Here is a 26977-nt window from a genome sequence, read left to right as displayed (position 1 = left end):
AAAAACTGCCTTAAATATCAAAAAGGACAGAAAAATACATAAAAATATCCTCCATTTTAAATTATTCTTCTAATATAAATTCTCCAACAATAAGGTACAACATAGATAAATTTTTTTTAATCATGTAAAATAAAATACGCTAAGAAAATTGTATAATCTATATGGTTGAGTCATTATTTAGTATATAATTAATATTTATCCCACTCTTAACGGCCAGTAAGACTCCCCCTTAAGCTTCTGAGAATACGAGGAAGCTAGGTGGGAGATCAACTGTCCGTAAAGGTCCGATTGGTTCAACTAACCATCAGTGGGAGATGAAGGACCCCCACTGATGGAAGTTTCACTTTATCCCACTCTTAACGGCCAGTAAGACTCCCCCTTAAGCTTCTGAGAATACGAGGAAGCTAGGTGGGAGATCAACTGTCCGTAAAGGTCCGATTGGTTCAACTAACCATCAGTGGGAGATGAAGGACCCCCACTGATGGAAGTTTCACTTTATCCCACTCTTAACGGCCAGTAAGACTCCCCCTTAAGCTTCTGAGAATACGAGGAAGCTAGGTGGGAGATCAACTGTCCGTAAAGGTCCGATTGGTTCAACTAACCATCAGTGGGAGATGAAGGACCCCCACTGATGGAAGTTTCACTTTATCCCACTCTTAACGGCCAGTAAGACTCCCCCTTAAGCTTCTGAGAATACGAGGAAGCTAGGTGGGAGATCAACTGTCCGTAAAGGTCCGATTGGTTCAACTAACCATCAGTGGGAGATGAAGGACCCCCACTGATGGAAGTTTCACTTTATCCCACTCTTAACGGCCAGTAAGACCCCCCCCTTAAGCTTCTGAGAATACGAGGAAGCTAGGTGTGAGAGCAACTGTCCGTAAAGGTCCGATTGGTTCAACTAACCATCAGTGGGGGAGGAAGGAAAACCCCACTGATGGAAGTTTCACTTTATAAGTGATTCAGATTACATATAGAGCTAGAGAAAAGAGGAATCAGAAAGCGATGCAATTAAAAAAACTTATTGAGAATTTACACCCATACGTCCCTTATGATGGAGACGATGTGGAAATAAAATCAATAGAGAATGATAATCGCAAAGTAATAAATGGCAGTCTTTTTATTTGTATAAAAGGATATACAGTCGATGGCCATGATTTTGCCCAAAAAGCATATGAGTCTGGAGCGGTGGCTGTCATTGCTGAAAGAAAATTACCTTTACCTATTCCGGTTATAGTTGTGAAAGATACAAAGAGGGCTGGTAGTATCCTGGCAGATGTCTTTTATCAAAAGCCAACACAAAAGCTTCAGCTTATTGGCATAACTGGAACAAATGGAAAAACAACTACTAGTCATTTAATAGATGCTATTTTAAAAGAAGCAGATCAAAAAACAGGAATCATCGGTACGATGTATACGAAAATCGGTGAGGAAATTCAGGAAACAAAAAATACTACTCCAGAGGCAGTGACACTTCAGAAGCTCTTCCATCAAATGGTGGAACAGAAGGTCGACACAGCTGTTATGGAAGTGTCTTCCCATGCCCTTGTAGAAGGAAGAGTATTTGGCTGCGATTATGATATAGCTGTATTCACAAATTTAAGTCAGGACCATTTAGATTATCATGGTACGATGGAGGAATATAAAAAAGCAAAAGGGCTATTGTTTACAAGATTAGGAAATGCTTTCACATCAGAAAAGCCAAAGTTTGCAATCTTAAACAAAGATGATGCAACAGCTAAAGAGTATGAAACCATTACTGCTGCTCATATTCTTACATATGGAATTGATACGGATGCTGATATAATGGCGAAAAATATAAGAATCACTGCAGCCGGTACATCCTTTGATCTGCATTCGCCGTTTGGAACACACCAAGTACAGCTAAAAATGGTTGGTAAATTCAATGTGTATAATTCGTTAGCAAGCATTGGTGCTGCGATTGCAAGCAATATTCCATTAGAGGTAACAATTAAGGCGTTAGAAAAGGTAGAAGGAGTTGCGGGTAGATTTGAAACAGTAAATGCAGAACAAAACTTCTCGGTGATTGTAGATTATTCCCATACACCTGATAGTTTACAAAACGCGTTACAGACGGTGAAAGAATTTGCGAAGAAAAATGTTTATGTCATTGCTGGCTGTGGAGGAGATAGAGACAAGACGAAACGTCCTTTAATGGCGAAAATTGCTTGTCAGGAAGCTTCTTATGCTATCCTAACTTCCGATAATCCTCGAAGTGAAGATCCGCTTGCTATATTAAAAGATATGGAAGCAGGAGTTACGGGAGAACAGAATTATACGATTATTGCTGATCGAAAAGAGGCTATTCGCTTTGCCATAAATCAAGCGAAACCAGGCGATGTTATATTAATTGCAGGGAAAGGCCATGAAACGTATCAAATTATTGGTTCTGAAGTGTTAGATTTTGATGATCGTTTAGTGGCAAAAGAAGCGATAGAGGAGAGAAAAAATGACACTGTCCTATAAATTAATCCTTCAGGCGATACCCGAAGCAAAAGGTTTTGTAAAAGAAGATTTGCTTTTTCAAACCGTGTCATTTATAGCAGATTCCAAGCAGCCAAAAGGATTGTTTATACCATTATATAAAGACCATTCTGGTGATTTGAGTACTGCTATAGCAAATGGAGCAATAGGAGCAATATGGGAAGAAGGAGTGGAACTCCCTTCATATACACCTAATCATTTTCCTATTTTTTATACAAAAGATTTAAAGGAAGGCATATTAAAAATGATCGAAATTTATGATGAACAATTACAAGAACAAGAAAACACAATAAATTTTATTTTTTTGCAAGAAAACAGTCTGAATTCCAATATGGAATCATATGATATACCGGTAATTAGAGAGCATGTATTAAAAACAAGCAATCAAGCGAAAGGAGGGAACTAAAATGCAGGAGAAAGTTATCTTTTTTACGATTCTTTTAGGCTTTTTAATAACAGTATTAATTTCTCCCTTTTTTATTCCCTTCTTGAGAAGATTGAAATTCGGACAAAGCATTAGGGAAGAAGGACCGAAATCCCATCAGAAAAAAACGGGAACACCAACGATGGGTGGCTTAATGATCATTTTTTCTATTGTCGTAACGACATTAGTAATGATTAATAAATTTTCAGAGCCAACGATTAAGACATATTTACTTCTTTTAGTTTTACTTGGTTTTGGATTATTAGGGTTTTTAGATGACTTTATAAAAGTAGTTATGAAGCGTAACCTAGGATTAACATCTAGACAAAAGCTATTAGGACAGATTATTATTTCCCTCATTTTCTATTTTGTTTTACGAGAAAATGAATTTTCAACCGCAATCTCGATTCCTTTTGTTGAAAAGCCATTGGAATTAGGATGGTTTTATGCGTTATTTATTATTTTTTGGCTAGTTGGATTCTCTAATGCGGTTAATTTAACAGATGGATTGGATGGTTTAGTTTCTGGAACATCTGCTGTTGCATTTGGAGCATTTGCTGTGCTTGCATGGAGTCAGTCACAATTTGAAATTAGTATTTTCTCTGTGGCAATTGTTGGAGCAGTATTAGGATTCTTAGTATTTAATGCACATCCAGCAAAAGTATTTATGGGAGATACAGGTTCTCTTGCACTTGGAGGCGCGATTGCTGCAATTGCTATTTTAACAAAGACAGAAATTCTATTGATATTAATTGGTGGAGTATTTGTTATCGAAACACTTTCTGTTATTCTCCAAGTTATCTCATTTAAATCAACTGGAAGAAGAATCTTCCGTATGAGTCCATTGCATCATCATTATGAATTGGTTGGATGGTCTGAATGGAGAGTAGTTGCTACATTTTGGACGGTTGGATTATTATTCGCCGCTTTAGGAATTTATATTGAGGTGTGGTTATAATGAAGCAAATTAATGATTATCATCATAAAAAAATACTTGTATTAGGTCTTGCTAAAAGTGGAGTAAGTGCAGCTCAATTACTACATAATTTAGGTGCCTTTGTAACAGTGAATGATAGTAAGCCATTGGACGAAAATCCTGAGGCACAAGGTTTATTAGAGCAAGGAATCACAGTGATTTGTGGAAGTCATCCGATTGAATTGTTGGAGGAAGGATTTCAGTTGATTGTAAAAAATCCGGGGATTCCTTACTTTAATCCAATGATTAAAGGGGCCATTGAGCGTGGGATTCCCGTAATTACTGAAGTGGAGCTTGCATACCGTGTTTCAGAAGCACCATTCCTTGCGATCACTGGTTCAAATGGAAAAACGACAACGACAACTTTATTGTTCGATATGTTAGAAGCAGATAAGAAAAAGCCCCTTATTGCGGGGAATATTGGTACAGTTGCTTCAAACGTGGCTCAAGTGGCAAAGAAGGATAATAATATCGTCATCGAATTATCATCTTTTCAATTAATGGGGATTGAAAAGTTTAAACCACATATTGCAATCATTACAAACATTTATGAAGCACATTTGGATTATCACGGAACACGAGAAGAATATGCAAAAGCAAAAGGAAATATTGCGAAGAACCAAGACGAAAATGACTATCTAATTGTGAATGTAGAGCAAGAGGTTGTAATGAATATCGCGAAGAGCAGTAAAGCGACCATTATCCCTTTTTCTGCGAAACGCGAACTTGAGTTTGGTGCATATGTGAAAGATAATGTCATCTATTTTAATGATGAAGAAGTAATGAAACTCTCAGATATAACCTATTTAAGTGCATTAAATTTAGAAAATATTCTTTCTTCTGTTGCAGCTGCAAAACTAACAGGAGCATCTAATGAAAGTATTTTTAAAGTTTTAAGTAACTTTAAAGGGGTTAAACATCGTCTGCAATTTATCAAAGAAGTAAATGGACGAAAATTTTATAATGACTCTAAAGCAACGAATATATTAGCTACACAAAATGCCCTTGCTGCCTTTAATGAACCAGTCATTTTACTAGCAGGTGGATTGGATCGAGGAAATGAATTTGATGAACTCATTCCATCACTAAAAAATGTAAAAGCAATGATTACATTTGGACAAACTGCAGAAAAAGTGGAGAAGGCAGGGAGACTTGCAGGAATAAAAACCATTAAACGCGTCGATAATGTGGACAAAGCAGTGCCTGTAGCCTATGACTTATCAGAAAGTGGAGAGGTAATTCTCCTTTCCCCAGCATGTGCAAGTTGGGATCAATATAAAACTTTTGAGGTCAGAGGAGACATTTTTATCAATGCGGTGCATATGCTTAAATAAGGGCTTGTCTGTAAGTAGGCGTTGAAAGAAAATAAACTCTGATCTGTATGAACAGATAACAAAAGAGTAGCACTATAAAAACTTTCTTACTTTAAAGTAAGCTCTGTAAATGATAACAAGGTGAATAGAGAAAAGCAAACAGGTCCGTTATCATCCCTATTTGGGAATAAAAGACCGTAATCCTTTTCCTAATTTTCAACCGTTAATTTACAGAGCTTTCTTTTTTTGAATCGGATTTAAGTAATACAGGAATCTGGATACAATCCGCTTTTCTTTTTTGCAAGCCCTAAATCTTGCAATTCGAGGTGTTAATGGTGCCATCAAAAAAAACGACTCCAGATATAATTCTAATGATCATCACATTTACGTTGCTTGCCATAGGGTTAATCATGGTGTACAGTGCAAGTGCGGTTATGGCCGAACGAAATTTAGGGGATTCCTTCTTTTTTGCAAAGAGACAGATGCTTTTTGCCGGTGTTGGAATTGCTGCAATGTTATTTATTATGAACCTTGATTACTGGATATGGAGATCTTGGGCTAAACCAATTATTATTGTTTGCTTTGTTTTACTTATAGTCGTATTAATTCCTGGAGTTGGTTTAGTTCGGAATGGTTCACAAAGCTGGATTGGTGTAGGAGCATTTTCCATTCAGCCCTCTGAATTTATGAAAATAGCAATGATTATTTTCCTGGGAAAATTTCTATCGGAAAATCAAAAGCATATAATTTCCTTTAAAAAAGGATTACTCCCATCTTTAGGTCTTGTATTTCTAGCCTTTGGGATGATTATGCTTCAGCCAGATTTAGGTACTGGAACTGTTATGGTTGGTACAAGTATCGTAATGATCTTTATTGCTGGTGCTAGGATTCGTCACTTTGTAATATTAGGGCTAATCGGTGTTGCTGGGTTTATTGGATTGGTTGCATCCGCTCCTTATCGAATTAAAAGGATAACTTCATTTCTAGATCCATGGTCTGATCCGTTAGGAAGTGGTTTTCAGATCATACAATCGCTTTATGCGATAGGACCAGGTGGTTTGTTCGGCTTAGGCCTTGGGGAAAGCAGGCAAAAATTCTTTTACTTGCCAGAGCCACAGACAGATTTTATTTTTGCTATTCTATCAGAAGAATTAGGCTTTATCGGCGGTTCCTTAATTTTATTATTATTTGCTTTATTACTATGGAGAGGAATAAGAATAGCATTAGGTGCACAAGACTTATTTGGAAGTTTTGTAGCCGTTGGTATTATTTCCATGGTTGCTATACAAGTTATGATTAACATTGGAGTTGTTACAGGACTTATGCCTGTAACGGGGATTACACTCCCATTTCTAAGCTATGGAGGATCCTCTCTTACACTAATGTTGATTGCAATAGGTATCCTCTTAAACGTGAGCAGATTTTCAAGGTACTGAAATTTCATCCCACTCTTAACATCTAACAGCAAGCTGCGGAAAATTAAGGAGACTAGGTGATGGAATTCTCCCGTAATGGTCCGATAAGTGCAACAAGCGATCAGTGGGGATGAAGAAAAACCTTCATTGATGGAAGTTTTCTTTATCGAATATATTTTAAAAAAGCTAGTGGAGGGTGTTTTTTCTCTTTACTAGTTTTTTTATGTCTTTTTTTTAAAATATTATAGAATACAAAAAATTTATTTTTTTCACACATATGATAATCCCTTTTCAATCATGACAAATTTACGTGCTGGCAAGAGGAAAGTGTTACATTTCATTATCAATTTTAAGATATTCATAAAGCGTGTTTAAAATATAGTACAATAAGGTATCTATTATTTGGGAGATAACGGCAAAGGTAAAAAAATATCTTAGGAAATAGTAGAAGATTATTTCTGTTTTATGTTAATTGAAGCTATAATATAAGTGAGAAGAAAAATAACGATTTTTTTCAGAAATAGATAAGAGAAGTATTTTGAGGTGGAAAGAATGAAAATAGTAGTAAGCGGCGGAGGAACAGGGGGGCATATATACCCTGCATTAGCATTAATTCGCGAGATAAAAAAAGAAGTGAAGAATGCTGAGTTTCTATATGTCGGTACAGAGCAAGGGCTCGAAAGTAAGTTGGTTAGACGAGAAGATATTCCATTAAAAACAATACATATTACAGGGTTTAAACGAAAACTTTCCCCAGAAAATTTGAAAACTGTTTGGAGATTTATTGCAGGTGTACAAAAGAGCAAGGCGATTTTAAAAGAGTTTAACGCAGATGTTGTAATCGGAACAGGCGGATATGTTTGTGGACCGGTTGTATATGCAGCAGCAAAGCTTGGAATACCTACTATTATTCATGAACAAAATAGTGTTCCAGGGTTAACCAATAAATTTTTAAGTAAATATGTTGATAAAGTAGCGATTTGCTTTGAAGAAGCAGCTTCTTTTTTTCCAGAAGAAAAAGTGGTGATGACAGGGAATCCAAGAGCTTCGGAAGTGTTAAATCAGGATGGAATTAAAGGTCGTTTATCGGTCGGATTAAAATTAAATGAGCCTGCTGTTCTCATAGTTGGTGGAAGCAGAGGGGCAAGACCGATAAATGATGCTGTGATTGCTGCGTTACCACAATTAGGAAAGAAAGCCTATCAAATTCTTTATGTAACAGGAGAAGTCCATTATGAAGCTGTGAAAAAAGAAGTGGAGCTTGTCGGAAATCCTACAAATGTCATTATTAAGCCATTTGTTCATAATATGCCAGAAGTATTAACAAGCATTGATTTAACGGTTGCAAGAGCAGGTGCAACGACACTGAGTGAGTTAACCTCGCTTGGTATTCCGAGTATCCTTGTGCCTAGCCCCTATGTTACCAACAATCATCAGGAGAAAAATGCGAATGCATTAACAAGTAATGGGGCAGCAAAAATGCTTTTAGAAAAGGAAATGAATGGGCAAAAATTGGTCGAAGAGATGGATGCAATTATGCTGAATCCTAGTGTATTAAAGGAAATGAAAGAGGCATCCCAAAAATTAGGTATTCCTGATGCAGCAATGAGGCTGTATAATGTCATGAAGGAAGTAATCGACAGCAAGAAAAAATAGGAATGTAAATCGGAAGTTTGATGACAACGCAAATTTTCGATTTGTTTATAAAAAAGGTGGACAACCTATTAAATTGTTTTGTACTATTTCCTTATTTAATAATACCGGGGTGATTTTTTGGACAAAGGGAAGGTTGTTTCTTTAGAAGATCGAATTCCAAAATTAAAAGAACAGAGACGAAAAAAGGCGAATCGTCGACTTATTTTCCTTCTCCTCTTATTCTTCCTTATCATCGTTTGCGTAATATACTTCCAATCACCTTTAAGTCATGTCAAAAACATCGAAATTACAGGAAATCATTTATATACTTATGAAGACTTGGAGAAAATGAGTGGAATTAACAGTAATACAAATATTTGGACAATCAAAAAAGACAAGTTAGCAGAAAAACTGAAAGATACAGGTGGGATTAAATCTGCGAAGATTTCCATCGCTATTCCAAATACTGTGCATATTGACGTTAAAGAGTATAGGAAGATTGCTTATTTTGAAGTGAAGAATAAATTCATTCCTCTTTTAGAGAATGGGGATATGTTGCATGATAGAGCAATGACAAATAGCCCCTATGATGCTCCGATTATTAAAGATATGAAGAGCGAAGATGAGAGAGTAATTACGAAGATAGGGGAAGAATTAAGTAACCTTTCTGCAGAAGTGTATAATGCTATTTCTGAAATAAGGTATACCCCTAAAAATACAGATAAATGGCATGTTACCATTTATATGAATGACGGAAATCAAGTGTTGGCATCTTTATCCTCTTTTTCGGATAAAATGAAGCATTATCCTTCCATCATTGCACAACTAAACACGGATAAAAAGGGAGTTATTGATTTAGAAGTAGGTTCTTATTTCAAAGCTTTTGAATCGGAAGGGGAAAAAGAAGAGTGAAGACTAATAAAAGAAGACGAAATGTTATCTTCTCGTTAGTTTTTCTTGTTCTCGGATTTATGATTTCCTTCTCATATCAAAATACAAAAAAAGATGATGGTCAAGAAATTAGTGAAAGTCAATTCGAAAGAGATTTGGATTTGCGAAATGAATTGATTGAGCAGGAAGAAAAAAATAATGAGCTATATAAAGAATTAAAGGGAACCCAAAGAAAATTAGTTCAACTAGAGAAGGATCTTTCTAATGAAGCAGAAACGTATTATAACTTGGCAGAGGATGCGGAAAAATATCGGATCTATTTAGGAAAGGTTGCTGTCAAAGGGGAAGGGATACAAATTACATTAGAAGATGGAGAGTATAATCCAAAAGAAGATAATGTGAGCAATTATTTAGTACATGAGCATCATGTATTTAAAGTGATCAATGAACTTTATATTTCTGGTGCACAAGCGATTAGTATTAATGGACAAAGGCTATCACATAACTCTTACATCCTATGTAATGGTCCGGTAATCGAAGTAGATGGTTACCAACACCCCGCACCTTTTGTTATTACAGCAATCGGTGATAGTGATGTATTAGAAGGCGCAATTAATATTAATGGTGGCGTAAAGGATTTATTAGTAAATGATAATGTTCGATTTACACTTGAAAAAAAACGAACAATTCAAATGGATCCTTTAAAAGTTAATTAACGATAAGTATGGATAAGAAAGTATGATGCGCTGTGAATAAGAAATTTATAACAATGACAGGAATAACGCTTATTGTAGGATTTATGATAGCTGTGCAATTTCAGACAATAAAAGAACCAGTTGTTCGAGATACGAGAGATACGTGGGAATTACGAGAAGATCTCATCCATGAAAAAAAATTAGAATTACAGCTTATTAATGAGATTCGTTCGATTAACGCAAAAGTGGAAGAGTATGAGAATAACACATCTCAAAGTAAAGAAAAAGTATTGAAAGATACTTTGGCAGAATTAAAGCAGGAAGCAGGGGCAACAGAGGTTACTGGGAGTGGGATCATCATAAAGATCGAGCCGGTAAGTAAAGAAATTCTGCTAGGAGAAGATCCAGGAGTAGTCACTTCTGAATTAATGCAACGGTTAGTTAATGAATTAAATTTATATGGAGCCGAGGAGATAGCGATAAATGACAATCGCTATGTGAATACAACGGTTATCCGTGAAGTAAACAATGTATTGAAAATGGATGGAAATTCTCTCAATCAGCTACCAATTGAAATAAAGGTGATAGCAAAAGATTCGAATACAGCTGAAAAATTATTTAACTATATGAAGGTTTCTAAATCAGCTGACGAATTTTTCTTATCTAATCTGTTATTAAATGTTGAGCAGCCAAAAGAATCAATCAAGATTCCTGCCTATAGTGATACCATTAACGTCCATTATATGGAGCAGGTAAATACAAATAAAGGAGGCGATTCTTAATGTGGCTTCCGATATTTGGGTTGATTGTTGGAATAGTCTTTGGATTATTAACCGATATAAAGGTACCAGAAGAGTATGCAAACTATTTATCCATTGCAGTTCTTGCTGCATTAGACACCTTATTTGGCGGGATTCGTGCTCATTTGCAAAATATATTTGATGAAAAAGTATTTGTAACAGGCTTCTTCTTTAATATTGCACTTGCAGCAAGTTTAGCTTTTCTAGGTGTACATCTTGGTGTAGACTTATATTTAGCGGCAATTTTTGCATTTGGTGTTAGACTATTTCAAAACATAGCTGTAATTAGAAGTATTATTTTAAAAAAATCAAATACTAATTCTCCTGAAAAAATTGAAAAAAGTTGACAAAGAAAAAAGGGAATATATTAGTTTTGGCGAATAATTTAAATATTAATAGATATGTGGAAGTGAATTACAATATTTCCTTATGGGATGAGTAATTAGTCCTATTTGTAGTAAAAAAGACCAAAATTGTATTGACACTTAGCGAAAACTTAGTGAAAATATGGTGTTGCCTGGTATACAATATAATAGTTGTGAAGATTAGATTATTTTATGTATATCATAAAAACTATGTAAATAGCAGACGTTACTTCTTTATAAAAAGTTGAATTATTGACAGTATGACATAATTTGTTGTTCACATTATTTAAAATGCAAAAGGAGGTGCCCGAGAATGAACAGCAATGAACTTTATGTAAGTCTAGACATCGGTACATCCAGCATAAAAGTAATCATTGGCGAAATGATTAACGAATCTTTAAATATTATTGGTGTAGGCATCGTCCCATCAGAAGGTTTAAAAAAAGGTTCAATCGTGGATATAGATGAAACCGTTCATTCTATTCGACAGGCAATAGAGCAAGCCGAAAGAATGGTAGGGATGGAGATAAAACAAGTAATTGTTGGCGTTTCGGGAAATCATGTAAATCTGCAAACCTCACGAGGGGTAGTTGCAGTATCAAGTGAAAATCGCGAAATTACAATTGAAGATGTGATTAGGGTAAAGGATGCTGCACAAGTAGTTTCCATTCCCCCAGAAAAAGAAATTATTGATATTATTCCTAAACAATTTATTGTAGATGGATTAGATGAAATTACGGATCCTCGAGGAATGATAGGTGTACGGCTTGAAATGGAAGGTACGATTATAACTGGAAGTAAAACCATTTTACATAACACCTTAAGATGTGTAGAAAGAGCTGGCTTGGAAATTCAAGATATTTCCTTGCAACCACTTGCTGCTGGCTCTTTTGCACTTTCAAAAGATGAAAAAAACTTAGGAGTGGCCTTGATCGATATCGGCGGTGGTTCCACTACTATAGCTGTATTTGAAAATGGATTCCTAAAAGCAACCAGTGTTATTCCTGTAGGGGGAGACAATATTACCAAGGATTTATCGATTGGTCTCCGAACTACAACAGAAGATGCAGAGAAAATTAAAATTAAGTATGGATATGCGTTTTATGATCATGCTTCTGAAGAGGAAGTATTTAGTGTTCCTATTATAGGAAGCGATCAGCATCAACAATTTAATCAGTTAGAGATTTCTGATATTATAGAAGCTAGATTAGAAGAAATCTTTGAACTTGTTGGTGACGAACTAGTGAGACATGGTGTATACGACCTTCCAGGAGGATTCGTTTTGACTGGTGGGGTAGCTAGTACGAAAGGAATTTTAGAATTGGCACAAGATGTTTTCCAAAGCCGAGTTAGAATTGCTATTCCAGATTATATTGGAGTAAGAGAGCCACAATATACCACTGCTGTTGGTTTAATTAAATTCTCCTATAAAAATAGTAAACTCCAAGGTGGAAATATCCATAACCCTGTCACTATTCCGGCTGATACTAGGGAAAAAGTCCAAAAACCATCATCCCAAAAACCAGCATACGAGAAAAAACAAGTGGAAAAAGAACCTTCAAAGTTTAAGAAATTTATGGGTTATTTCTTTGATTAATGAAATGTTAAAAAGACAAGTATAATGTTGATAAAAAAGAACTTCGAGAAGGCTGAGAGTCGTTTAAAAGTCAGTCTAGGTTATAAAAAATGGTATGTACTCCATATCACCAAGACTTGAGATGCGGACAGTTCGATACTGCTGAATATCGACGAATTAGGAGGATTTGTCATGTTGGAATTTGATACAAATATAGATTCACTAGCTGTAATAAAGGTTATAGGAGTAGGTGGCGGTGGTAATAACGCTGTTAACCGAATGATTGAACACGGTGTTCAAGGGGTAGAATTTATTGCTGTGAATACAGACGCACAAGCATTAAATTTATCAAAAGCAGAAATTAAGATGCAAATTGGCGGAAAACTTACAAGAGGATTAGGAGCAGGTGCAAATCCGGAAGTAGGTAAAAAGGCCGCTGAGGAAAGCAAAGAACAAATTGAAGAGGCGTTAAAAGGGGCAGATATGGTCTTTGTAACGGCTGGAATGGGTGGTGGAACTGGTACAGGTGCTGCACCAGTTATTGCTCAAATCGCTCATGACTTAGGTGCTTTAACCGTAGGAGTTGTGACGAGACCATTCACTTTTGAAGGAAGAAAAAGGTCTACACATGCTGGTAGTGGTATTACCGCATTAAAAGACGCAGTAGATACTTTAATCGTCATTCCAAACGACCGCTTACTTGAGATCGTAGATAAGTCGACACCAATGCTTGAAGCATTTAGAGAAGCAGATAATGTACTCCGACAAGGTGTACAAGGTATCTCTGACCTAATCGCAACGCCAGGTCTAATTAACCTAGACTTCGCAGACGTGAAAACAATTATGGTGAACAAAGGTTCAGCACTTATGGGTATTGGGGTTGCTTCAGGCGAAAATCGTGCAGCAGAAGCAGCGAAAAAAGCAATTTCTTCACCACTACTTGAGACTTCCATTGATGGAGCACAAGGGGTGCTTATGAATATTACTGGTGGATCAAATTTAAGCTTGTATGAAGTACAAGAAGCAGCAGATATTGTTGCATCCGCTTCTGATCAAGACGTAAACATGATTTTCGGATCTGTTATCAATGATAATCTAAAAGATGAGATTGTTGTTACTGTAATTGCTACAGGATTTAACCAAGATTTATCGCAACCACAGCCAGGAAGACCTGGATTTGGAGGGCTAAAGCCAAATAATAATAGTCCAAGCCAAAACAGCAATCCTGTTAATACTAGAGAAGTAAAAAGAGAAGAACAACACGTCCAAAAAGAACAGCCAAGAAACACTAACGCACAACAAACAGAGGATGCCTTAGATATTCCAACATTCTTAAGAAATAGAAACCGTAGAAGATAATTATTTCTGCAGTAAAAACCTTTCTGTTATTTATTACAATAATGGAGAGGTTTTTTATTTTGCTATTTTTGTAAGATTGGTTGTTCTATAATTCTTTTGATTTTTTCATTTAAAAACAAAAACTATTTAGAGAAAACTTTTTACTTTAATATTTTTTTCTTTTGACCGTTATTATCCTTCCCGTTAACAATTCCCTAGAAAAAGTGAAAAAACTGATAATATTTCTCTAGAACTAATAATTAATCACTTAGGAGAGATAGTGACAAAAACCGTTAGAAATAGAGGAAATTTCTGATTTTTTGATTACAGAAAGTGACAGAATTTCAAGAACAAGTACGTTATACTTTTTCGTAACAGATTAATAGAGAAGATTTACTTCTTTTGTGGCTTTGATGGAGAATTCTTTTTTCATGTGTAAGAATTGCGAGCCAATGCTGTTGAGTTATTATTTCGTTAGTGCAGATGAATAAAGATTGTAATATTCTTTACAAAGCTTCGATGAAGGAGAGGAGGAGTTACATGCTTGGCCATTTATTTAGATGTGATATGGCTATTAAATTTTCTATTTGACAGTTTATTACTATATTTAACTGGAATTCTTTTGAAGAAAAAAATCATTCATTGGAGAATTTTACTTGGAGGATTCATGGGTTCTCTAATTATTCTATTATCCATCACTCCTCTTAGTACCTATACGAGTCATCCTGTATCTAAACTACTTTTTTCTGTTGTAATGGTAGCTACTGCATTTGGATATAAGCGGTTTCGAACCTATTTTCAGGCGTTAATGATTTTCTACTTAGCCACCTTTTTAATTGGCGGAACATTGATCGGTGCTCATTATTTTATCCAATTTGATTTTCAACTTTCTTCTTCTGTTCTTCTTGCTAGTGTAAAGGGATTTGGAGATCCGATTAGTTGGTTGTTTGTGCTTCTAGGTTTTCCAATTGCTTGGTACTTTTCGCGAAGAAATGTGGAAGGGATTGAAGTGACCAAGATTCAATATGAGCAAATAATTGATGTTACATTTCAATTAGGTGGGAAAGAGTTTGTGGTAAAAGGATTGGTGGATAGTGGGAACCAGGTATATGACCCAATCTCTCGTCTTCCCGTCATGTTTGTTTCATTGAAAAATATTGTAAGTAATATGCCAGCAGAGTTAATTCGTTTATCAGAGCAGCCAGAAGAGGTAATCTACGGCAGTGAGCCGATTGCTCCAGAATGGGAAAGTAAGATGCGCATCATTCCCTATAAAGTAGTCGGAAAAGATCATCAGCTCATCATTGCCGTAAAGCCCGATCTTTTGCTATTAAAAAAAGACCACGAAATAATTTCTGTTGAAAAAGGATTAATATCTTTTACAAACCAAGTTCTGTCTGCCGAGGATGCATTTGATTGCATTGTTCATCCGAAAATGCTTATAGGAAAAAAATCAGTGGAGGAAAAGGTTAGTTAATATACTATACTCACGAAAATCATCGTTTAGAAGGAGGAAATGCACATGAAGAAATGGAAGCTTCGCTTATCTTATTACTGGTACAAATTTTTAATTAAAATTGGATTGAAAACAGACGAAGTATTTTATATTGGTGGAAGTGAAGCACTACCTCCTCCGTTAACGAAAGAAGAAGAAGAAATGCTTTTGGAGAAACTTCCAAAAGGAGATCAAGCGGCTCGCTCGATGTTGATTGAAAGAAACTTGCGCCTCGTTGTTTATATAGCGAGAAAGTTCGAAAATACGGGTATCAATATTGAAGACTTAATTAGTATTGGCACTATTGGATTAATTAAGGCTGTCAATACGTTTAATCCAGAGAAAAAAATTAAACTGGCAACATATGCTTCAAGATGTATTGAAAATGAAATTTTAATGTATTTGCGCAGAAATAATAAAATTCGCTCAGAGGTATCATTTGATGAGCCATTAAATATTGATTGGGATGGAAATGAACTTCTCCTCTCAGATGTAATGGGGACAGAAGATGATATTATAACAAAGGATTTAGATGCAAGCGTAGATAAAAAGCTATTAGTAAAAGCACTTCACCAGCTATCTAAAAGGGAAAAACAAATCATGGAATTGCGATTTGGTTTAGGCACTGGAGAGGAAAAAACGCAAAAAGATGTTGCAGATATGCTGGGAATTTCTCAATCATATATTTCTCGTTTAGAAAAAAGAATTATTAAAAGACTACAAAAGGAATTTAATAAAATGGTTTAAAAGTTTTTCGATTGAAAAGCCTTGTCCCACATAATACCAATCGAAATTAGCGTAAATTGGAAATTTAACAAAAATTCTTATCATGCATATTTTTCCTTCTCGGGGAGATACTGTTTTTTGTACAGCAGCTCCTGTGAGGAGGGAAATAGATTGACTCGAAATAAAGTAGAAATTTGCGGTGTTGATACATCAAAGCTTCCAGTGTTAAAAAATGAAGAAATGAGATTGCTCTTCAAGCAAATGCATGAGGGAGATATATCCGCAAGAGAAAGTCTCGTAAATGGAAATCTCCGCCTCGTATTAAGTGTGATTCAACGATTTAATAATCGAGGAGAATTCGTGGATGACTTATTTCAAGTGGGTTGTATTGGTCTAATGAAATCTATCGATAATTTTGATTTAAGTCAAAACGTTAAGTTTTCCACCTATGCTGTCCCAATGATTATTGGTGAAATTCGCCGTTATTTACGCGACAATAATCCAATTAGGGTTTCCAGATCTCTGAGAGACATTGCTTATAAGGCATTACAAGTCAGAGAACGATTGATGAATAAAACATCAAAAGAACCGACAGCTGAGGAAATTGCCAAAGAGTTAGACATTCCACATGAGGATATTGTTTTTGCATTAGATGCTATTCAAGATCCTGTGTCGCTTTTTGAACCAATTTATAATGACGGCGGAGATCCGATTTATGTGATGGATCAATTAAGTGACGAAAAAAATAAAGATATACAGTGGGTTGAAGAATTGGCATTAAAAGAAGGAATGCGCCGGTTAAATGACCGTGAAAAACTAATTTTACGAAAAAGGTTTTTCCAAGGGAAAACACAAATGGAAGTTGCAGATGAAATCGGCATTTCACAAGCACAAGTCTCAAGATTGGAAAAGGCTGCTATTAAACAAATGAATAAAAATATTCAAAGCTAAAATAGGAATAAAAGGGTTAGACTTCTTAAAGTATGTGTACTTTAATGATGTCTAACCTTTTCTATTGAGAAGAAATATAATACTACTCTTTTATAAATATACATAATATATTTGAGTGATGGACAGTCCGGATATGATGAATACTGTTTTTCTAAAAAGTTAGGCGGACTCTCAACTGATAGAATGGGCTTGGAAAAGACTGAAAGGGTAACAAAGAAACCCATCAACGTTTGTTCACCAAGTCCTGTGAATAAGAAAAAAGCAAATTGAGCTAATTTTATTAAAAAGCAACCTAATTTCCAAAGAAAATCATGTTTTTCTGTGACCAATGATAGGTCCATATGGTAAACTAAAACAAAAAGATGGGGTTAGAGAATGGAACCTTTTACTTTACGAAATAAGCAGTTTTTTAATCTTGAATTGTGGGAGCAACAGTTTCCAAAACTAATAGCTGGTTTCACAACAAAAAATGGTGGGAAAAGTAAAGGCGATTATGCTAGTTTAAATATGGCATTTCATGTAAATGATCAAAAAGAAACAGTAGTTGCAAACCGTATAGAAGTAGCGCAAAATTTAACAATTCCATTAGAACAATGGGTTGGTGCAGAGCAAACCCATAAAGTTAATATTGTCGAAGTAACAAAAGCTCATATTGGCAAAGGAGCTACAGATTATGAAAGTGCGCTAAAGGATACAGATGGTTTCTTTACTTTGGGAAAAAATATATTATTAACTTTATGTTTTGCTGACTGCGTTCCGCTATATTTTATCCATCCAACTACAAAGGCGATTGGAATTGCGCATGCAGGGTGGCAAGGAACAGTCCAAGGCATTGCTAGCGAAATGTTGAAAGTATTTGCTTCCCATAAGATACCTGTAGAAGAGGTACTTGCTGTAATCGGTCCATCCATTACAGATCGTCACTATATTGTGGATGATCGAGTTATTAACGAAGTGGAAAAGGCGATCCATTCTAAGCAAAAGCCATATGACACTGTTTCTCCGGGACAATACAGTCTTAATTTGCAAGAAGTGAATAAACAGATATTGTTAGAAGAAGGAATGGTGGCAAGCAATATTCATATAACCAATTATTGTACTTATGAAGATGACGCTTATTTTTTCTCCCATAGAAGGGATAAGGGGAAAACCGGGAGAATGATGAGTTATATTGGATGGAGAGAGGAAGAAGAATACGAAAATGTTAGTGAAAGAAAATCTTGAAGTTATAAAACAGGAAATTGCTACTGCTTGTGAAAAAGTAAATCGAAAACCAGAAGAGGTAACGATTATTGCAGTGACAAAATATGTTACAATAGAGCGAGCACAAGAAGCAGTCGATGCTGGAATTGTTCATTTAGGTGAAAATCGTGAAGAAGGCTTGCTGGCAAAGTATGAGGTTCTTCAGGACAAGCCGGTATGGCATTTTATCGGATCATTGCAGACAAGAAAAGTAAAAGGTATTATAGATTATGTAGACTATATTCACTCATTGGATCGATTATCTTTAGCAAAAGAAATACATAAGAGAGCAAATCGAACCATAAAGTGTTTTGTACAGGTAAATATTTCGCAAGAAGAAACAAAGCATGGAATGGAGCCAGAGGAAGTTGTTGATTTTGTTAAACAATTATCCGAATATCCTCATATTCAAGTAATTGGATTAATGACAATGGCGCCATTTACAGACGATAAGGAATTGCTTCGTCAGTGCTTTCAAAAAGTAAAAAGCATTCAAGAAGATGTAAAAGAATTACAATTACCATATGCTCCATGCACAGAGCTTTCTATGGGAATGTCGAATGATTATTCAATTGCGATCGAAGAGGGAGCAACGATGATAAGAATTGGAACTGCTTTAGTAGGAAGCGAGAAATAGGAGGCAACTAAAATGAGTATAAAATCAAAAATAAAAACTTTCTTTTTTTTAGAAGATGAAGATTATGAGGAAGAGCAAGTAAGATATCAAGAAGAACCAAGCGAACCTGTTCGAAATTATAAGCAACCAGTTCAGCAGACACAGCACGTTCAACAACCGAAAAGTAACCAAAATGTTGTAAGTTTGCAAAGCATTCAAAAATCATCAAAAGTATTTTTGGTTGAACCACGTGTATATGCAGAAGCACAGGATATCGCTGACCAACTAAAAAACCGTCGTGCTGTCGTTGTCAACTTACAGCGTATCGAAAAAGATCAAGGGAAGCGGATTATTGATTTCCTAAGTGGAACAGTCTACGCCATTGGTGGAGATATCCAAAAAATCGGCACAGATATATTCCTATGTACACCAGATAACGTAGAAGTTTCGGGGAATATTTCACAAATCTTGCAAGATGCAGAATATGAAAATACGAGGTGGTAACAACGAATGAATTTTATTATAAGTATCTTGGCTAATGCTTTAACCATATATTCTTACGCGCTTATTGTTTATATATTAATGTCATGGATTCCGAATGCTCGTGAAACATCTATTGGTGTTTTTCTTGCAAAAATCTGTGAACCATATTTAGAGATTTTTAGAAGATTTATTCCGCCTCTTGGCATGATCGATATTTCACCAATTGTGGCTATTTTTGTATTAAATCTTGCTGGCAATGGAGTTCGCCAATTAGTAATGTGGTTTCTATAAATACTTAAAAGGGCTAATACAGCCCTTTTTCTATGCAAAAAAGGAGCTGAAAAGATGTCAATCTATCAACACTTTCGTCCAGACGAAAGAGAATTTATCGATCAAGTACAAAATTGGCGAAGCTATGTCGAGAATACATATGCTCCGAAATTAACCGATTTTTTGGATCCACGGGAACAGAAAGTCTTAAGTATGATCATTGGGGACCATCGCGAAGTAAAATATGCTTTTTTCGGTGGGCATGAGCAAGTAGAAAGAAAAAGAGCAATCCTTTACCCCGAGTATTATCAGGCAACAAAAGCGGATTTTAATCTCTCTTTACTTGAAGTAAATTATCCGAAGAAGTTTGTCACAATCGAACATCCCCATGTTTTAGGGAGTCTAATGTCCCTTGGTTTAAATCGTAGTAAATTTGGAGATATTTTCGTTGCTGACGGAGATATTCAATTTATTGTTGCAGGAGAAGTTGAAGATTATGTAAGACTTCAGCTTGATTCGATTGGAAAAGCAAAGGTGAGTCTTACCGCGATTCCTTTGGAAAAAATCATTGCTAAAGAAGAACATTGGACCGAAATAACTACGACCACTTCCTCTCTGCGCCTCGATACACTCATTGCAGCCGTTTATAAGTTCTCAAGAGAAAAGGCAAAGACTTTTATCACGCAAGGATTAGTAAAAGTAAATTTCACTTTAAATGAAAATGTCGCTTTTATGTGTGAAGAAGGAGATGTATTTTCTGTCCGTGGGGAAGGCAGGGCTACCATTAAATCGATTGAAGGAAAAACGAAAAAAGATAAATGGAGAATTGTGGTAGGTAAATTGAAGTAGAGAATAAGAAATTGATGAAGTTCTATAATTTCTGTTTCAAACAAAAAACATGGTTTTTTTATTGAGTATATATGATACAATATTTTCAACAGCATTATTTTTCACGTTTCTTCATATTTTTCAAAAATAATGCAGGAAATCCGATAATACTGTCGAAATAAGGATGATACATAAAGAAATTGAAGTTTGGGAGGTGGCTTTATGCCATTAACGCCGTTAGATATTCATAATAAGGAATTTGCCAAAGGCTTCCGTGGTTATGATGAAGATGAAGTAAATGAATTTCTTGATCAGGTAATTAAAGATTATGAAAATATTATCCGTGAGAAAAAAGAACTAGAAGAAAGATTAAACGAGTTAACTGACCGTATCGGCCACTATAATAATATTGAAGAAACGTTAAATAAATCAATTGTTGTAGCACAAGAGGCTGCCGAAGAAGTTAAACGCAATGCACAAAAAGAAGCAAAATTAATTATTAAAGAAGCAGAAAAAAATGCTGACCGCATTGTTAATGAATCACTATCAAAAGCTAGAAAGATTGCTCTTGAAATTGAAGAATTGAAAAAGCAATCAAAAGTATTCCGTACTCGATTCAAAATGCTAATTGAAGCACAATTAGATATGCTGAATAACGATGATTGGGATCATTTATTAGAATATGAATTGGATGCTTCCGAATTAAATTCAACAAAATAAAAGCCTAGTCTTGACGAATCATTGAGTTATGAAATATAATTTTTCACAAATATATATTCATGTAGCGTTGATAGGGATAGTAGATTTCCAAAAAACTTATAAAAGCGAATCAGGGACGGTGTAAGCCTGAGATAAGTTGGAAGTTGAAAATCACCCTGGAGTCTTTTTCTGAAAAGGTAAGTAAGAAAAGGCGGTTCATTGCCGTTAAAAAATGTCTAAGTGGATAAAATTTTCTTTTTATCTATAAGGGTGGTACCGCGGGAACCTTAACTATTAAACCTTCTCGTCCCTTTCGTGGGGATGAGAAGGTTTTTTGCTGTCTATACTTAATCTATAATAGGACTGTATAGATGGAAGCATACATGAAAAAAGATAATAATGTTGGAGGAAGAAAATGGAATATAAAGATACGTTGCTCATGCCTAAAACAGCTTTTCCGATGAGAGGGAATTTGCCAAATCGTGAGCCTGAAATTCAAGCGAAATGGAAAGAAATGAATATTTACGAAAAAGTTCAGGAACGTACACACGGACGTCCGATATTTGTCCTTCATGATGGACCTCCATATGCAAATGGTGATATCCATATTGGACATGCTCTTAATAAAATTTTAAAAGATTTTATCGTTCGTTATAAATCGATGACTGGCTTTCAAGCACCATATGTGCCAGGATGGGATACACACGGACTGCCAATTGAACAAGCTTTAACAAATAAGGGTGTAAAACGTAAAGAAATGACAATTGCAGAATTCCGTAAATTATGTGAAGAATATGCATTAGGACAAATTGACAGTCAAAGAGAACAATTTAAACGCTTAGGAGTTCGCGGAGATTGGGAAAATCCTTATATTACCTTAAAGCCTGCTTATGAAGCACAGCAAATAAAAGTATTTGGAGAAATGGCGAAAAAAGGTTATATCTACAAAGGGAAGAAACCTGTTTATTGGTCTCCAACAAGTGAATCAGCACTTGCTGAAGCAGAAATTGAATATAAAGACAAAAAGTCGGCTTCTATTTATGTTGGCTTTAAAGTGAAAGATGGCAAAGGTGTTTTAGCAGAAGATGTACAAATAGTTATTTGGACAACTACTCCTTGGACAATTCCTGCTAACTTAGGTATTTCTGTTCATCCAACTTTAACATATGTAGTTGTCGAAGAAAAAGGCAACAAATACTTAGTTGCACAAGATTTATTGGAAAGTGTAAAAACAGAAATTGGCTGGGAAGAAGCAAAAGTAGTTCAAGAAGTGAAAGGTTCAGAACTAGAATATATTCTAGCTGTACATCCAATCTATGGCCGTGATTCTTTAGTAATGCTAGGAGAACATGTAACGACAGATGCCGGAACTGGCTGTGTTCATACTGCTCCTGGACATGGGGAAGATGATTTCTTAGTTGGTCAAAAATATGGATTAGAAGTTCTTTGTCCTGTTGATGATAAAGGGGTTATGACAGAAGAAGCACCAGGATTTGAAGGTTTATTCTATGATAAAGCGAACAAGCCAATTACAGAAAAGCTTGAAGAGGTTGGAGCATTATTAAAGCTTCAATTTATTACTCATTCTTATCCACATGACTGGAGAACGAAAAAACCAGTTATTTTCCGTGCAACAGCACAATGGTTTGCTTCTATTAAAGACTTTAGGAATGAACTATTAGATGCAGTAAAAGAAACAGCATGGGTACCTGCATGGGGCGAAACTAGATTGTATAATATGGTTCGTGATCGTGGAGATTGGTGTATTTCTAGACAACGTGCATGGGGTGTGCCAATTCCTGTGTTCTATGCAGAAAATGGCGACAGCATCATTACAGATGAAACAATTGAGCATATCTCTAATCTATTTAGAGAAAATGGGTCGAATATTTGGTTTGAAAAATCAGCGAAGGAATTATTGCCAGCAGGCTTTACACATCCAGGTAGCCCAAATGGTGAATTTACAAAAGAAACAGATATTATGGATGTTTGGTTCGATTCTGGTTCTTCTCATCAAGCTGTATTACTAGAAAGAGAGGATCTTCAACGTCCTGCTGATCTATACCTAGAAGGTTCTGACCAATATCGTGGCTGGTTTAACTCTTCATTATCTACAAGCGTAGCAGTAACTGGTAAAGCACCTTATAAAGCTGTTTTAAGCCATGGCTTCGTTTTAGATGGAGAAGGACGCAAAATGAGTAAATCATTAGGAAATGTTATGGTTCCTGCAAAAGTAATGAACCAATTAGGTGCTGATATTTTACGTCTATGGGTAGCTTCAGTAGATTTCCAAGCAGATGTACGTGTATCTGATGCTATTTTAAAACAAGTAACAGAAGGCTATCGTAAAATCAGAAATACATTCCGTTTCTTATTAGGAAACCTTGCTGACTTTAACCCAGAAACAGATGCTCTTTCTTATGAAGAATTACGTGAAGTGGATCAGTTTATGCTGATCAAATTAAATAAATTAATTAAAAATGTAACAGAATCCTATGATAAATACGAATTCTCGACTATTTATCATAATATCAATAATTTCTGTACATTGGATTTAAGTGCATTCTATCTTGATTTTTCAAAAGATGTACTGTATATCGAAGCAACAAATAATAAGGAAAGAAGAGCAATTCAAACTGTTCTTTACGAAAGCTTAATCAGCTTAACAAAATTAGTTGCACCAATCTTACCACATACTGCGGATGAGGTTTGGGACCATATTTCTTCTGCAAATGAAGAAAGTGTACAGCTAACAGATTTCCCGGAATATACAACATTTGAAAATAGTGATATGTTAGAAGAAAAATGGAATAAATTCTTGGTTGTACGTGATGATGTGCTTAAAGCATTAGAAGAAGCACGTAATCAAAAAGTAATTGGTAAATCACTCGCTGCGAAAGTAACGTTGTATGTGAATGAAGAAGTAAATACACTTCTAAATTCTATTCAAGAAAACTTACAACAATTATTTATCGTATCAGGTTTCGAAATTGCTGGTGAATATAATAGTGCTCCAGAAGAAGCGTTAAAGCTTGAACATGCTGCCATTGTAGTATCAAAAGCAGACGGTGAAACATGTGAAAGATGCTGGACTGTTACAACAGACGTTGGTAAAGTGGAAGCACATCCAACACTATGCGAGAGATGTGCACATGTAGTAGAAGAAAATTATTAAGAAACACTTATAAATACACTAACATAAATATTTCAGCCCAATTTAAAGCCAAACAATTACACGGAAATTTCGTATGATTGTTTGGCTTTTTAATTAGCTTGTAAAAAAGCTGTTTCAGCTGTTAGTACCCGCAGCCTGAATACACTTCGCTTTCCGTGGGGCTCGCGCTGAGCCGCTTCAGGGTCTCAGGCTGTCTCGCTAATCCCACAGGAGTCTACGTATATTCAGGCTGCTCCATTCTTCCAACTAAATTATTTTTTCTTGGAAAAACAATATTTTTTAGAAAATAGCCTTTAAAAATGAAGTGAAATGAAGCGAGTGTCTGTAGCGCAATGGAACGAATTAGTTTTTACACTTGACTATATTTAAAATCATAAATATTCAGTGAATGTAACTTTTATTTAAGCGTTAAATTAGAGATTGTTCGTCTTTACAGAGTATCTAATTTGTTATGTCCCATCCTCTTTTTTGCTTTTAAAAGATTGTTTAAAACAAAGAAAAAATTAAAGGAAAAAAGTTTTGTAAAAGCCTTTTATTGGGAAAAGAAAAAGAATAAATGAATTACATAGCGTGAGAGCAACTCCCATCTATTATCACAATGTGGGTGGATTTTTTTATACATATGTAATGAAGAGAAATAATTCCACCTCCGTTAATAGTTGTTATGCTTGTTAAATCTTTAATCGGTTTTTGTCTTCTTCAATGGAAAAGCTAAAGATAATTAAAGAAACGGAGGTAATGGAAATGAATTCAACTGTTGAAAAGCTTTATACAGAACTCCGTCTGACACAAATCGAATTAGCAACAACATTACGAGTAAAAAGAGATTCAAAAATAAATAAGTATATTGAAGAAGAACTAAAAGATGTAGAGGAAACGATGCAAAAATTAGAAAGTGGTAACTTTGGAATGTGTGAAATGTCTGGCGAATTACTTCCATTCGATTTATTGGAGATGATTCCTACTATTAGAACAAAGAGTGATATAAATAGTATTCAGTCCTATTATCGAAAGTCGATTCACTGATTAGGTGGGAATTGCTTTCATGGAAATATACGACCAAGCTATCGTTTTCATCTAGTTTATGCTAAAATGCTAAAGGAGACTCGAGAATTGGAGGAAACTTTAGTGTTTTATTACATAATTGCAGCTATAATTATTATTCTTGATCAATGGACGAAATGGTTAGTTGTAAAAAATATGGAGCTTGGTGAAAGTATTGAAATAATAAAAGATTTTTTCTATCTGACATCCCATCGTAATAGTGGAGCCGCATGGGGTATGCTTGAGAATCAAATGGTCTTTTTCTATATCGTCACGATTGTTGTTGTAATTGGATTAATTTATTTAATTCAAACTGGCACAAAAGGCAAAATACTATACGGGGTTTCGCTCGGTCTTATATTAGGTGGCGCACTTGGCAATTTTATTGACCGTGCCAGACATCAATATGTAGTCGACTTTATCAATACGTATATCTTCAATTATGATTTCCCTATATTTAATATTGCAGACTCATCTTTAGTAATTGGTGTTATTTTATTAATCCTAGTTATGCTGAGGGAGGATAGAGAAGCAAAGAAGGAGAAGAAAAATGGAAAAAACGGAACATATCATTCAAAGTGAGCAAGTAAATGAACGAATCGACAAAATTGTTTCGACGATTAATGCAGACTGGTCAAGAACGCAGGTCCAACAATGGATAAAAGACGGTCATGTGACAGTTAATGGTCAAACGGTAAAAACAAAGTATAAAGGTGTTTTAAATGACGTAGTAACAATTGAAGTACCAGAAGCAACAGAACTAGACGTTGAAGCAGAGGAAATGGATTTAGATATTTATTATGAGGATAAAGATGTTATCGTAGTAAATAAACCAAAAGGAATGGTTGTACATCCTGCTCCTGGCCATGTAACTGGAACATTGGTGAACGGTTTAATGGCACATTGTAAAGATCTTTCTGGGATTAATGGTGTAATGAGACCAGGGATTGTCCATCGAATCGATAAAGATACATCTGGCCTATTAATGGTTGCTAAAAATGATGCTGCTCATGAAAGTCTTGTGAATCAATTAGTAGCAAAAACGGTAACAAGAAAATATAAAGCGTTAGTTCATGGATCCATTCCACATGACTATGGAACAATTGAAGCGCCGATTGGCCGTGATCCTAAGGATAGACAAAGTATGACTGTTGTAGATAACGGGAAGCATGCTGTAACACATTTTCATGTAATCGAAAGAATAGATGGATACACATATATCGAATGTCAATTAGAGACTGGACGTACTCATCAAATTCGTGTTCATATGAAGTATATTGGCTATCCACTTGTTGGAGACCCTAAATATGGACCAAGAAAAACATTAGATATCGGGGGCCAAGCTCTTCATGCAGGAGTACTAGGATTTGAACATCCACGTACTGGGGAATATCTAGAGTTCGAAGCTCCACTGCCAAAAGACTATGAACAACTTTTAGATACCCTTCGAAATAATCGTTGACAAGATATCTATTTTATATTAAGATAATTTTAGTTGAATAAGTCCTTTAAATCAAT

Annotated in this window: 25 protein-coding genes and 1 other annotated feature; all 25 genes read left to right on the top strand. The window is 35.4% G+C overall.

Features of this window, described 5'->3' with window-relative positions; translation table 11 throughout:
* The first annotated feature begins 1002 nt into the window (after positions 1–1002).
* The 25 genes from NST60_RS02145 to NST60_RS02025 all read left to right on the top strand — a co-directional run bounded on the left by NST60_RS02145 (position 1003) and on the right by NST60_RS02025 (position 26921).
* A complete protein-coding gene (locus NST60_RS02145; RefSeq protein ID WP_169189648.1) occupies positions 1003–2484 on the top strand; it encodes a UDP-N-acetylmuramoyl-L-alanyl-D-glutamate--2,6-diaminopimelate ligase in 1482 nt (493 codons plus the stop codon).
* A complete protein-coding gene (locus tag NST60_RS02140) occupies positions 2468–2908 on the top strand; it encodes a hypothetical protein (RefSeq protein ID WP_016201007.1) in 441 nt (146 codons plus the stop codon). The genes NST60_RS02145 and NST60_RS02140 overlap by 17 nt, the downstream gene beginning before the upstream one ends.
* Before the next feature lies 1 nt (position 2909).
* Complete coding sequence (gene mraY / locus NST60_RS02135; RefSeq protein ID WP_016201008.1) at positions 2910–3884, top strand: phospho-N-acetylmuramoyl-pentapeptide-transferase; 975 nt, start codon at positions 2910–2912, stop codon at positions 3882–3884.
* Positions 3884–5236: a UDP-N-acetylmuramoyl-L-alanine--D-glutamate ligase gene (murD, locus tag NST60_RS02130; RefSeq protein ID WP_016201009.1), complete on the top strand. Its 1353-nt coding sequence runs from the start codon at positions 3884–3886 to the stop codon at positions 5234–5236. Before mraY ends, murD begins: the two co-directional genes overlap by 1 nt.
* 314 nt (positions 5237–5550) lie before the next feature.
* On the top strand, positions 5551–6651 hold the full coding sequence (gene spoVE, locus NST60_RS02125) for a stage V sporulation protein E (protein WP_016201010.1): 1101 nt from the start codon (positions 5551–5553) through the stop codon (positions 6649–6651).
* Positions 6652–7182: 531 nt separating this feature from the next.
* Positions 7183–8286, top strand: a complete 1104-nt coding sequence (murG, locus tag NST60_RS02120) for an undecaprenyldiphospho-muramoylpentapeptide beta-N-acetylglucosaminyltransferase (protein ID WP_101730063.1) — start codon at positions 7183–7185, stop codon at positions 8284–8286.
* Between the two features lie 117 nt (positions 8287–8403).
* Positions 8404–9177, top strand: coding sequence for a cell division protein FtsQ/DivIB (locus NST60_RS02115; RefSeq protein WP_224428032.1), 774 nt, complete (start codon positions 8404–8406; stop codon positions 9175–9177).
* Entirely contained in the window at positions 9174–9872 is a 699-nt protein-coding gene (locus NST60_RS02110) for a DUF881 domain-containing protein (RefSeq protein ID WP_101730062.1), read from the top strand. The genes NST60_RS02115 and NST60_RS02110 overlap by 4 nt, the downstream gene beginning before the upstream one ends.
* A gap of 32 nt (positions 9873–9904) precedes the next feature.
* Complete coding sequence (locus tag NST60_RS02105; protein ID WP_224428033.1) at positions 9905–10633, top strand: DUF881 domain-containing protein; 729 nt, start codon at positions 9905–9907, stop codon at positions 10631–10633.
* Positions 10633–10998 (top strand): small basic family protein, encoded by a 366-nt coding sequence (locus NST60_RS02100; RefSeq protein ID WP_016201015.1) that lies wholly within the window; start codon positions 10633–10635, stop codon positions 10996–10998. The genes NST60_RS02105 and NST60_RS02100 overlap by 1 nt, the downstream gene beginning before the upstream one ends.
* Before the next feature lie 331 nt (positions 10999–11329).
* Positions 11330–12613 carry a cell division protein FtsA gene (gene ftsA / locus NST60_RS02095; RefSeq protein ID WP_101730061.1) on the top strand — a complete coding sequence of 428 codons (1284 nt, stop codon included), beginning with the start codon at positions 11330–11332 and terminating at the stop codon, positions 12611–12613.
* A 171-nt stretch (positions 12614–12784) separates the two neighbouring features.
* Positions 12785–13951 (top strand): cell division protein FtsZ, encoded by a 1167-nt coding sequence (ftsZ, locus tag NST60_RS02090; RefSeq protein ID WP_016201017.1) that lies wholly within the window; start codon positions 12785–12787, stop codon positions 13949–13951.
* Positions 13952–14474: 523 nt separating this feature from the next.
* The gene (gene spoIIGA / locus NST60_RS02085; RefSeq protein WP_016201018.1) at positions 14475–15407 is read left to right on the top strand and encodes a sigma-E processing peptidase SpoIIGA; all 933 of its coding nucleotides are present in this window, start codon (positions 14475–14477) and stop codon (positions 15405–15407) included.
* Between the two features lie 45 nt (positions 15408–15452).
* Positions 15453–16172: an RNA polymerase sporulation sigma factor SigE gene (gene sigE, locus NST60_RS02080; protein WP_016201019.1), complete on the top strand. Its 720-nt coding sequence runs from the start codon at positions 15453–15455 to the stop codon at positions 16170–16172.
* A gap of 150 nt (positions 16173–16322) precedes the next feature.
* Positions 16323–17102, top strand: coding sequence for an RNA polymerase sporulation sigma factor SigG (gene sigG, locus NST60_RS02075; protein WP_016201020.1), 780 nt, complete (start codon positions 16323–16325; stop codon positions 17100–17102).
* A 375-nt stretch (positions 17103–17477) separates the two neighbouring features.
* Positions 17478–18326, top strand: coding sequence for a peptidoglycan editing factor PgeF (gene pgeF / locus NST60_RS02070; protein ID WP_101730059.1), 849 nt, complete (start codon positions 17478–17480; stop codon positions 18324–18326).
* Positions 18304–18981 carry a YggS family pyridoxal phosphate-dependent enzyme gene (locus NST60_RS02065; RefSeq protein WP_169188345.1) on the top strand — a complete coding sequence of 226 codons (678 nt, stop codon included), beginning with the start codon at positions 18304–18306 and terminating at the stop codon, positions 18979–18981. The genes pgeF and NST60_RS02065 overlap by 23 nt, the downstream gene beginning before the upstream one ends.
* 12 nt (positions 18982–18993) lie before the next feature.
* Positions 18994–19464 (top strand): cell division protein SepF, encoded by a 471-nt coding sequence (locus NST60_RS02060; RefSeq protein ID WP_101730058.1) that lies wholly within the window; start codon positions 18994–18996, stop codon positions 19462–19464.
* A gap of 6 nt (positions 19465–19470) precedes the next feature.
* Positions 19471–19734, top strand: coding sequence for a YggT family protein (locus NST60_RS02055; protein ID WP_169188346.1), 264 nt, complete (start codon positions 19471–19473; stop codon positions 19732–19734).
* Between the two features lie 54 nt (positions 19735–19788).
* Positions 19789–20562: a YlmH family RNA-binding protein gene (locus tag NST60_RS02050; RefSeq protein ID WP_169188347.1), complete on the top strand. Its 774-nt coding sequence runs from the start codon at positions 19789–19791 to the stop codon at positions 20560–20562.
* 201 nt (positions 20563–20763) lie between these two features.
* Entirely contained in the window at positions 20764–21261 is a 498-nt protein-coding gene (locus NST60_RS02045; RefSeq protein ID WP_016201026.1) for a DivIVA domain-containing protein, read from the top strand.
* Between the two features lie 58 nt (positions 21262–21319).
* Positions 21320–21555, top strand: a binding site (T-box leader).
* Positions 21556–21655: 100 nt separating this feature from the next.
* Complete coding sequence (gene ileS, locus NST60_RS02040; protein ID WP_169188348.1) at positions 21656–24415, top strand: isoleucine--tRNA ligase; 2760 nt, start codon at positions 21656–21658, stop codon at positions 24413–24415.
* A gap of 744 nt (positions 24416–25159) precedes the next feature.
* Entirely contained in the window at positions 25160–25441 is a 282-nt protein-coding gene (locus tag NST60_RS02035; RefSeq protein ID WP_016201028.1) for a hypothetical protein, read from the top strand.
* Between the two features lie 66 nt (positions 25442–25507).
* Entirely contained in the window at positions 25508–26041 is a 534-nt protein-coding gene (lspA, locus tag NST60_RS02030) for a signal peptidase II (RefSeq protein WP_084668580.1), read from the top strand.
* Positions 26010–26921: an RluA family pseudouridine synthase gene (locus tag NST60_RS02025; RefSeq protein ID WP_016201030.1), complete on the top strand. Its 912-nt coding sequence runs from the start codon at positions 26010–26012 to the stop codon at positions 26919–26921. The genes lspA and NST60_RS02025 overlap by 32 nt, the downstream gene beginning before the upstream one ends.
* Positions 26922–26977 lie beyond the last annotated feature (56 nt).

Origin of the sequence: Niallia sp. FSL W8-1348 (assembly GCF_038006745.1) — a bacterium.
In the GTDB taxonomy this organism is placed as follows: Bacteria; Bacillota; Bacilli; order Bacillales; family Cytobacillaceae; genus Niallia; species Niallia alba.
Note: the sequence above shows the minus strand (reverse complement) of the source record. Positions and strands in the feature narration are given on the sequence as shown.